Raw genomic sequence first — 10,754 nt, 5'->3', positions numbered from 1 at the left:
CGACCAATTTCCAGTCTTTAGTGAGTTGAGGACAGTTATTTCGGGTGAAGACAGTTATTTATGGGTGTGAACAGGAATTATTGTTTGGTTAAAAAGAAGAGAGGTCTACGTTGAATGCGTTGCTATTCCTTCACCTAATAATTGAGTCGAATTAGTTTTTCCAGATCTCCCCTATCCCAAAGTAAGATATTATTTTTTTTAGCCAGTTCTTTTGCACTTATAGTAAAATAAGTGTAAGTAGCGCAAAGAAGGCATACAACAAAATACAAAACCTTACGAAAGAAAGTGAAGATCTTTACGAAGTTCTACAGGCAATATTCGGGAATCATTCCCTGTGCTTGAACCCGCAACAGAAAGTAGTATAGCTAAGAGAGTGCTATATTTAGCTCCACTGTCAGGTTGCAGAACCTGTTGATTCGTCAGGATTGTTGTGGAGTGTAAGTCTCTTTGCCCAATATACAGAATCATTGTACAAATCATTGGTTCGTCTCAAGTTTGGATTCTGTTTGAAAAAGTATTTTGCAAACCATTGAACTTTCTCATCGAAAGAACCAGCATCATCAAATGGTCCTTGTGTTACTAATTTCTTAGTCCACGGCTCGACAATCCAATCTAACGTTTCTGGCTTCCAATCATTTACCGTTTCAGATGGATAGTCTGCTGGAAAATATGGATTTTCAAAAGGTTGTCCATTTATTGCATATCCGATAAAGCGCCCACTCATACTTTTCTCCTTTAATGTCACTAAACCCATAACCCTGTGTCATAAGTGAGGTTCCTTTTCCATCTCCCCAATACTTATCTTTTGATTGATAGCCAGGATCAGTTGCACCTAACTTTAAGTTCTGATTCCATTCAGGTTTAACAAGCTTGTAGTAGTCTGTGTTACTTCTGGTTGCACGATTTTCATCCATCCGATACATATCCGTATTTGTGTTGTCACGTTTTGTAATATCCTGTTCACCAATGGTGTACCATAAGAATTTGTTTCTGTACAATTGCTCCCAAACAGGTTCTCCGTTGTACTTTCCGTTATTAAAGGTAATGTACGTTGGTGGTTCATCGGGGGATCTTACTATACGCCCATTTCCATCATCTCGATGTTCTTTTACTTGAGCTTCCATTCCTCCACCTATTCCAGCTCCATCGGCAACAGTTATTAAAATAATGATTTCCAGCAAGTCCAAGTATAGATGCTAAGATGAAAGTCGCTCCCAAAATAACTTTCTTACTCTTTTTCATTTCGTCTTCTCCCTCCCTCTGTATATTTATTATCTACTTTCTCATTAATGAGAAATAGACGTAATTGGTCGAATAACGTCTGAGTTCTTTGTGCAGTATTATATGACGGACAGAGAGAAAAATTCAGATAGGAAATCAAATGAATTTGCGATGATGGAATGTGTTAAAAGGTTTTTATCGCAAAAAAAAGAAGCAATGGAAGTATAACACCCATTGCTTCATCTTTTTCTGAACATTACTTCTTGTTTCCAATCAGGAGGTAAACACTATCCTTATTGTCCACAATTTTCACTTGACGACCACCAATTGTAAATGGAGTATTTACATAAGAAGTATCCTTCCCACTATAAGCATCCTCCATTATTTTAAAGAGTTTATCTCCACTTTCGTTTCCAAAGTAAAAATGGAATAACTCTCTAGCGATATAAGGAGTTTTGTTCCCTACGTCTACATTTTTCAAACTTCCGCACCAGTAATAAAAAACAATGTTAGTGTAGTATCCACCGTAACCGTCGGACACGATTAGAGATGCTCCATCTTTTCTATTCCCGCCATAAGGATTAAAGTGAGTTCCGTTGATAAATCCAAGTTCTTTTTCAAGGATGTCTTTGTTTTTCCACCAATCCTCAGTTGCCTCAGACTTGATCTGCGGTGGAGTCCAGCCAGCAGGGGTCTTGTACTGTGGCAAGTCAAGCTTACCACCACCGCTTGATTGATCAGGAGTTGGTGTAGGTGTTGGCGTAGTTGTAGGAACATTGCTAGGCTTTTTACCTACATAGACAACATCTTTGGAATCCTGCTTAAACGTACCCGATTCATAACCAAGAACATTCTTGATAAAATCAAACGGAACATAAACATTGTTGATTACGATAACTGGTTTTGCCTGCACAGGAACCTTCGTGTCTTTTAGGGTCATCGAAGATATAGGAACCAGTTCCCCATTAACGACAGCCGTTGATTTCGTAGCGTCAACCTGAATGACAGTTCCATCTTTCTTCGTAATCAACACTGCCGTAGGCTTGCTGATGTACTTAAACGTATCTCCCATACCTGTAACGATTGGCTCAACTGGTACATAGAGTACACCGCCACGAGTAATAGGTTCACCTTGCTTTGCATCAACTGCGTTGCTGTTAACATATAATAATAAGGTTGAAGGTGCAGTTACTGGATTTTCCGCCTTATCACTGTTCGTCTCACTTTTAACTGGTTGTTTAGGGGGCGTCTTAGAGTTCAAACCCTTAATGGATACCACCTGATTCTGGGATCCATCTAATTTCATTTTATAACGATACCACTCATTATCTACTTCTGTACTATAATAAATCCATTCACCGACAATATCCAAGCTTGCATATCGGCCATTACCAAGCAGTTGCTTCATCGAACCGTCTTTTTTCGTTCTAAATATGGTTTCTGCTCCACTGCTTAAATCATAAGCTACATAGTAGAGATATTCACCAGATTCATTTACTGGAAAGCCTTGTTTAACTTGACTTTTACTAGTGCCATCAGTTTTCATCCTATATATGGTTTCAGAAGCACTAAAATACATCCACCCGTCTTGAGTGACTAACAGTTCCCCCGCCTTAGTCCCCGTAATCTTTTTACGCATGCTTCCATCAGTTTTTATTTTATAGATTGAATAGTCGGTTTGGTTTATGTAGTAAATCCAATCTCCGAAAATATTAATATCGTTAACTGACTCTGAGGTTAAACGTTTTTTCGTCTTACCATCAACACTGACTTTATATAACCGCCAATTGTCAGCTAGGTTGTGAAAATAAACCCAATCGCCCACAACAAGCAGATTATCTCCTCTTACTTTCAGATCAGTTTTCTCTGTACCATCTGTTCTAATACGAAATATCTCCCCTCCTCCTTCCATATAATACACCCAGTTTCCAACAACATTGATTGAATAAGGTGTGCGGTCTGTCAATTTTTTCACAGAAGTACCATCACTCTTCATTTTGTATAACCCAATCGGAGAGTTGTTGTGATAGCCCGAAAAATATATCCAATCGCCTTTTTGGACCATCATGCCACTGCGGTAATTTCCATTCGTGTTGCCTCTTTCTGCTTGTACAGATTTCGCATCGACAATCTCAGCGTATCTTGACCCTGGAAATAGCTGAACAAGCATGACCAGACAAATGATGACTAGCAACTTTCTTCTCTTCTTCACGTGTGCACTTCTCCTTATCCCTATTGTTTACAATTCTCAATCTTGAAGCGAGAAAAATTAAAGTTTAGGTGTAAAAAAGAGAGGGCGAGGATATAACCCCCGCCCCCTCTTACCTGATTGCTATTTTTTCGGATACGTTGGCAATGCCGATGTATCAGAAGGTGTAGCAGGACGCATCAACAGCTTGCCATCGAAGTTATCAGCAAGGTTTTTGAGGAACTGAACCGCTTCTGCACGAGTGAGTTTATCGTTTGGATGGAAACTTGCAATCGTCTTATTGCTCGGATCGCTACCGTTCGCATATCCATTCGCATACATGAATGCTACTAAATTATCACCCTTCAAGTTATAACCTCTTGTAGCGGCAACAATCTCAGCAAGTTGCAAACGAGTGATGGCTTTATTCGCATCACCGAATGTCGGGATGTTCAAGGATTTCGCAACATCGTAGTATTTCTTCGCCCAATTCTCACTGGTAACGACAGACGTTGCTTCGAACTCTGGATTGTAAATACGAATGATCATCGCCAAGAACTGTGCCTCAGTTACTTTTGCATTCGGTTTGAACGTTCCGTCATCGAAACCTTTCACAAGCCCGTTGCTTGTCGCCCAATCAATCGATTCTTTTGCCCAATGGTTTTGGACATCTTTAAAGACGATTGTTGGAGTCGGAGTTGGATCTGGCAGTTTCACGGGCTCAGTTGGTGTTGCTACTGGTGTTTCGGTTGGCATTGTTACAATCTCAACTGCATCTGTACGACCTATTACATGTATACCCGCAGATTCGTTCCCCATAGTGTCTACCGTTTTGACAACAATGCTGTAGAGTTGATCCGCTGATAAGCCGAAAAATTCATAGCTTCCTGTTGTAGTAGAACCATTGAGTACGCCATTGATGTATACATTTGCTTTTGCATAGTCAGCATCGCTTGGTTTCATGAAACTAATCGTCAGAGACGTTGTAGTTCTCGTACCAACCACAAGACCTGTTACTTCTGCTGGAGCCGTTGCATCCACCACTGGAGGAATGATGACCGCATCCGTGCGACCTGTTACAGTTGCACCTACAGATTCATTACCCGCCGTATCTACCGTTTTAACAACAATCGTGTACGCAGTGTTATCAGTCAACCCAACAACGTTATAGCTTTCACCCGTTGTAGAACCGTTCAACAAACCGTTCACATACACATTTGCTTTTGCATAGTCAGCGTCGATTGGCTTCGTGAAACCAATCGTCAAGGACGATGTAGTTCTCGTAGCAACCGCAAGACCTGTTACTTCTGCTGGAGGTGTTGTGTCCACTACTGGTGGAGCAACAACTGCATCTGTCCGACCTGTTACAGTTACACCCGCAGATTTGTTACCCGTAGTGTCTACCGTTTTCACAACAATGCTGTAGAGCTGGTCTGCTGTTAAGCCGACAACTTCATAGCTTCCTGTTGTAGTAGAGCCGTTGAGTACACCATTGATGTATACATTTGCTTTCGCATAGTCAGCATCGCTTGGTTTCGTAAAACCAATCGTCAAAGACGATGTAGTTCTCGCCGTAACCGCAAGACCTGTTACTTCTGCTGGAGCCGTTGTATCAACCACTGGTGGAATGATAACTGCATCTGTGCGACCTGTTACAGTTACACCCGTAGATTTGTTACCCGTAGTGTCTACCGTTTTGACAACAATGCTGTAGAGCTGGTCTGCTGTTAAGCCGACAATTTCATAGCTTCCTGTTGTGGTAGAGCCGTTCAGCACACCATTGATGTATACATTTGCTTTCGCATAGTCAGCATCGCTTGGTTTCGTAAAACCAATCGTCAAAGACGATGTAGTTTTCGCCATAACCGCAAGACCTGTCACTTCTGCTGGAGCCGTTGTATCAACCACTGGTGGAATGATAACTGCATCTGTGCGACCTGTTACATTTACACCTACAGATTCGTTACCCACAGTATCTACGGTTTTTACAACGATTGTGTACGCTGTATCATCCGTCAAACCAACAACATCATAGCTTTCACCCGTTGTAGAACCGTTCAACGAACCGTTTACATACACGTTGGATCTTGCGTAGTCAGCATCGCTTGGCTTCGTGAAACCAATCATCAAAGACGATGTAGTTTTCGCCGTAACCGCAAGACCTGTTACTTCCGCAGGAGCCGTTGTGTCCACTACTGGTGGAGCAACAACTGCATCGGTACGACCCGTTACAGAGACACCCGCAGATTCATTACCAGTCGTATCTACTGTTCTAACAACAATGCTGTAAAGTTGATCTGCTGTTAAGCCGACAACATCATAGCTTCCTGTTGTGGTAGATCCGTTCAGTACACCATCAACATACACGTTGGATCTTGCATAGTCAGGATCGCTTGGCTTCGTGAAACCAATCGTCAAAGACGATGTAGTTTTCCCAACAACCGCAAGACCTGTTGCTTCCGCAGGAGCCATTGTATCCACTACTGGTGGAGTAACAACTGCATCTGTGCGACCTGTTACAGTTGCACCCGCAGATTCGTTCCCCGTAGTGTCTACCGTTTTGACAACGATTGTATACGTCGTATCATCAGTCAACCCAACAACATCGTAGCTTTCACCCGTTGTAGAACCGATCAACGAACCGTTTACATACACATTGACTTTTGCATAATCAGAATCGCTTGGCTTCGTGAAACCAATCGTCAAAGACGATGTAGTTTTCGACGCAACCACAAGACCTGTTACTTCTGCTGGAGCCGTTGTATCCACCACTGGTGGAGCAACAACTGCATCGGTACGACCCGTTACAGAGACACCCACAGATTCATTACCAGCCGTATCAACCGTTTTGACAACGATTGTGTACGCCGTATCATCTGCCAAACCGACAACATCGTAATCTTCCGTTGTGGTAGAGCCGTTCAGCACACCATCAACATACACGTTAGATTTTGCGTAGTCAGCATCATTTGGCTTGATGAAACCAATCGTCAAAGACGATGTAGTTTTCGCCGCAACCGCAAGACCTGTTACTTCTGCTGGAGCCGTTGTATCCACCACTGGTGGAGCAACAACTGCATCTGTGCGACCTGTTACAGAGACACCTACAGATTCATTGCCAGCCGTATCTACCGTTTTAACAACAATGCTATAGAGCTGATCTGCTGTTAAGCCGACAACATCGTAATCTTCCGTTGTGGTAGAGCCGTTGAGCACACCATCAACATATACATTGGCTTTTGCATAGTCAGGATCGCTTGGCTTCGTGAAACCAATCGTCAAAGACGATCCAGTTTTCGCCGTAACCGCAAGACCTGTTGCTTCCGCAGGAGCCGTTGTATCCAAGTGCTTGTACGAAACAAGTCCATATCCATACCAATCATCTCGACCTGGAATACCCAAATCCTCAGCATACTTTTGCAGTTCATTACGAAGCTGATATGCATCCATGTTAGGATTCTTTTGTTTCAAAAGAGCCAAAAGACCCGAAACATGTGGTGTGGCTTGCGATGTACCACTTGCCGAAGCAAATGTATTGTTCAAGTACGTACTGACAACGTTAACTCCAGGAGCCGAAAATTCATTTTTCGACCCTGTTGCCGAGAAGTCTCCACGAACTTTGTTGTTGTCCACTGCCGCTACAGCAATAACACTTGGATATTTTGCAGGATAAAGAATTGTGTCACCCGAACCATCTGGTGTTCCGTTGTTACCACTAGCGGCGACAACAATGGAACCTTGAGCTACTGCACTATCAACTGCATCCTTAAGCAATTGAGAACCAGTTGGTGTACCAAGACTCATGTTGATGATGTCCATGTGATTTTGAATTGCCCAATCCAATCCCTCAATAATGTCTGCTAAGTTACCTTGACCGTCAGCACCCAACACTTTTACTCCGTAGAGAGAAGCATTTGGAGCTACACCGACCATGCCTGTATTATTGCGAAGTGCCGCAATTGTACCCGCAACGTGCGTTCCATGACCTTCATCATCCGCATAAGAAGATGTGTAATCTACGGCAGAATAGCCTCCCGCAATACTCAAATCCGAATGTGGAGCAATGCCTGTATCAAGAACGGCAACTTTCACACCCGCTCCACTATACCCATCAGACCAAGCGGTTGTTGCATCCATTTGTTGCAAGTCCCACTGAGAAACCTCAGAAGTGGCAGATTGAACAGTAAAATTACCGTCTTCAACTGCACTGAATTTGATGTTCTCTTCGACATGATCCACGTTTGGATCTGCCTTGATTGCTTGGATATCAGAAGCCGTTGCTGTTACTGTTATCGCTGGAACCGAACGGAATTGATGTTTAACTTTCGGATGCTTACCGTTTCTCATTTTACCAAGGGATTTACCCTTTTTCTTGAGAACTACGATATACTCCTTCTCAGACTGTGCCTCTACTACGGGCGAAACAACTGGAGTGGTTTCCGTTACAGATTGAACATTTCCATCAATTAGAGCAGGCTGTTCGACTTGAACAGATTGCTCACTTGCCGCCGCAATTTCATTTTCAGCCGCAAGAGCTGTTCCAGCATTAACGAGCATTGCAAGAGATGTAATACCTACAATCAAACTCTTTTGCACTTTTTTCTTCTTCAATTGAAATCTCCCCCCCCATGATGATAAGTCTCAAGACTTTGTTCCAGATATACCAAAGACTCATAATACATTTTAACTGCAATATTTCGACAAAAGTAGATCCTTTCAACTTCATGTATTTAGTCAATAAAGTTACTTTTTGTGCTTATATTCAAAAATTTTACTGGTAATCATTCCCTACTCGTTGTAAACTAAGGTTCATAATGTTTCACGGGAAGGTATTATATGGAAAAACGCAAGAAAGTCATAGAAGAGTCACGATGGTACTATTTCGACTTTTTAAAAAACACAGTGGAAATGCAAGCAGACAAGAAGATCAAATCAGAAGCTTTGAAGATTGCTTCCCTTATTGAGCAAATAAGAGGCACGGAAACAGAGGAAAACATCGAGGAAATTGAAAATGCCCTCATAACTGCCGAATTGCCAGAGGAACCGTATAAAAAAAAGTTCAGACGTATGATTAAACTTTTGAAAAAGCGCCTTGAACGTGCTGTCCCTGACAACTTTGGTTCTTTGATTAAGCATTTGAGAGAGAACAAGGGGTATTCACTTAAAGAGTTAGAACTAGCAACAGGAATTAGTTATTCTTATATCACTAGGATTGAAAATGGGGAAAGAAATGTCCCAAGCTATCGTATTATTGAAAAACTAGCAAAAGCGTTAGAACAGAATGTAGCTGATTTGTTGTATATCGCAGAAGGTCCAAGTAAAAATGGCCTCCAACCTGTTGAGAAGCTCCTTCTCTCTGAAGGATATTTGGTTGACGGGATTCCTGCTACGAAAGAAATAAGAGAGAGCTTAGTGGAAATTTTCCACAAAATAAATGATAGCCCTTGGAATGAACACAAGTACAAAGATTCGATCGACATTATGGAATCAATTGATCGTTTCAAAAAACTCTGTAAACATACGACGGAGTAGTTTTCAACAGAAAGAAAATGAAATACGGGGTGATTGCATTCATGAATATTGCGAATATAGCTCAACTAGCAACTCTTTGTATGAACCAAGGATTCGAACTGCCACGTTCGGGATGTTTTCATGCATCCCAGAATGTATTCACGCTGGTTGAACGTAAAACAAACATCCAGGCAATATACAAGGATATTTTTGGTTCTGAACCATTTGACGACTTTATTAGTAAAATTGATGAGAGTGTAGATGAGTACATCAATTTCAAATTCAATGATGTTCAAATCAGCCTTGAATCCGCTCAGAGAGGCTTCCGATTTTCGAATCGAACAAAACTATTTTTGAACTTTGTTATTGAAAATGAAACAGATTTGTATCAGCTCGTCGTTCCACTACATCACGAGAATTCGGAGCTATATGTATTCGGAATTCTTCCTCTGGCCGAACCAAGTCGATTTCTTGACTGGTGTGAGTTTGGGTTTATATCGAAAAGCAAAGTTTCTACTAAAGAGACTCGTGTTCATCTTCGATTTTCCTATACCTATCGCATTAAAGAAACCAAAGATATTTCACCACAGGAATACTTCTTTCTGGCACGTTTGGAAGATGTTATATTACAAGTGTTTAGCGCTATCAATCATCGTCGTCTCAAAGCAGTTCAGGGGAATTCAATTCAAATCGATCTGCTAAGAAATTGGTGCAAAATGAAAGTGGAACAATATGCTAAAAATGAAATTGACCGTATAAAGCCTACTCACAAGATAGAACTTGATGAATCTTGGAATACTTTTGAATCCTTTTCGTCCTGGGCGATGCAAAATGGGTACGAAGAAGAATTACTGATCTCTCGTAACAACGAGGATGATTCCTTCACTCCAGAAACTTGCATTTGGGATGGCGACATCAACAGTCTGGTCGAACGTTATTACTGGCATTACTTCGATAATACTTATTATTCAAAAAGCAGTTTAATCGATATGAAAGTCACAATTAAAGGTGAAAGTAAAACCTTTAGATCTTGGCAAGATAGTACAGGTATACCCTCCCATATATTTACAGGTAGGTATTTTAGTGGATTAAGAGAAGATGATTTGTTAGCCCCTGTTGAAAAAGAGGCTATCAAATTCTTAAATCAAGAAATCACAATTAACGGAATGATTCGAACCGTAAAAGAATGGGCTGAACTTGCGGGCATTACGCCAGCCACTATCATCTCTCGGCTTCAGTATGGGTGGCGTGGCGAGGATATTATTGTCCCTACAAGAAAAAAGATATAGCTTCCTTTCAAATTAAATTATCAACTATCTATTAAGGAGAGTGATTATTCTATCAACCACTCTCCCCCTTTAAAGCACCTTTTCTCTTCCTCTAAGAATATTCTTCCTGGTGATATCTTATCAAGCCAACTCTTATCATTTCGATACAGACGAGTATATAACACAGGGTGTAATTTTCGAAGTTCATAATATGCATCAAACATAGCAACGCTCCCCTCGTGTGCACCATAGGCTATGCATTAACTTGGGCTTTTTCGATACAAAACTCGTTCCAATCCAACCTAATTTCCCATACTATAACATGTCACTCCTAAAACACGCTGATGATCTATCAGAAAATTTCCGAAAAGACACGTTTTCGCCAATAATGCTTCTTCTATTCGACAAGTGATAAAAAAGTCCTTTTCTCACCAAAATGGCATGAGAGATACTTCTCGTAGTTACTCCTACATAAGTTGAGATTTCGTATTGTGACATACCTTCATTAATATATTTAAAGTAACTTAATTTAGTTTGCTTAACAACACCATAGAATATAGAATTAT

General features: G+C 41.1%; 6 protein-coding genes. 2 read left to right on the top strand and 4 right to left on the bottom strand.

What is annotated here, in order from left to right:
- Nucleotides 1-394 precede the first annotated feature (394 nt).
- The 4 genes from J2Z20_RS16985 to J2Z20_RS16970 all read right to left on the bottom strand — a co-directional run bounded on the left by J2Z20_RS16985 (nucleotide 395) and on the right by J2Z20_RS16970 (nucleotide 8,020).
- On the bottom strand, nucleotides 395-724 hold the full coding sequence (locus J2Z20_RS16985; RefSeq protein WP_209853090.1) for a hypothetical protein: 330 nt from the start codon (nucleotides 722-724) through the stop codon (nucleotides 395-397).
- Nucleotides 678-1,181, bottom strand: a complete 504-nt coding sequence (locus tag J2Z20_RS16980; protein WP_209853088.1) for a hypothetical protein — start codon at nucleotides 1,179-1,181, stop codon at nucleotides 678-680. The genes J2Z20_RS16985 and J2Z20_RS16980 overlap by 47 nt, the downstream gene beginning before the upstream one ends.
- Nucleotides 1,182-1,477: 296 nt before the next feature.
- Entirely contained in the window at nucleotides 1,478-3,433 is a 1,956-nt protein-coding gene (locus tag J2Z20_RS16975; protein ID WP_209853086.1) for a DUF5050 domain-containing protein, read from the bottom strand.
- A gap of 120 nt (nucleotides 3,434-3,553) precedes the next feature.
- On the bottom strand, nucleotides 3,554-8,020 hold the full coding sequence (locus tag J2Z20_RS16970) for a S8 family peptidase (protein WP_209853084.1): 4,467 nt from the start codon (nucleotides 8,018-8,020) through the stop codon (nucleotides 3,554-3,556).
- Nucleotides 8,021-8,245: 225 nt separating this feature from the next.
- On the opposite strand from J2Z20_RS16970, the gene J2Z20_RS16965 reads away from it, so the two are divergent.
- Nucleotides 8,246-8,941 (top strand): helix-turn-helix domain-containing protein, encoded by a 696-nt coding sequence (locus J2Z20_RS16965; RefSeq protein WP_209853081.1) that lies wholly within the window; start codon nucleotides 8,246-8,248, stop codon nucleotides 8,939-8,941.
- 41 nt (nucleotides 8,942-8,982) lie between these two features.
- A complete protein-coding gene (locus J2Z20_RS16960) occupies nucleotides 8,983-10,209 on the top strand; it encodes a hypothetical protein (protein ID WP_209853079.1) in 1,227 nt (408 codons plus the stop codon).
- The last annotated feature ends 545 nt before the right edge of the window (nucleotides 10,210-10,754 follow it).

It is taken from the genome of Paenibacillus sediminis (assembly GCF_017873765.1).
Taxonomy (GTDB): domain Bacteria; phylum Bacillota; class Bacilli; order Paenibacillales; family Paenibacillaceae; genus Paenibacillus_AG; species Paenibacillus_AG sediminis.
The sequence above is the reverse complement of the archived record's forward strand: the minus strand, read 5'-3'. Positions and strand labels throughout refer to the sequence as shown.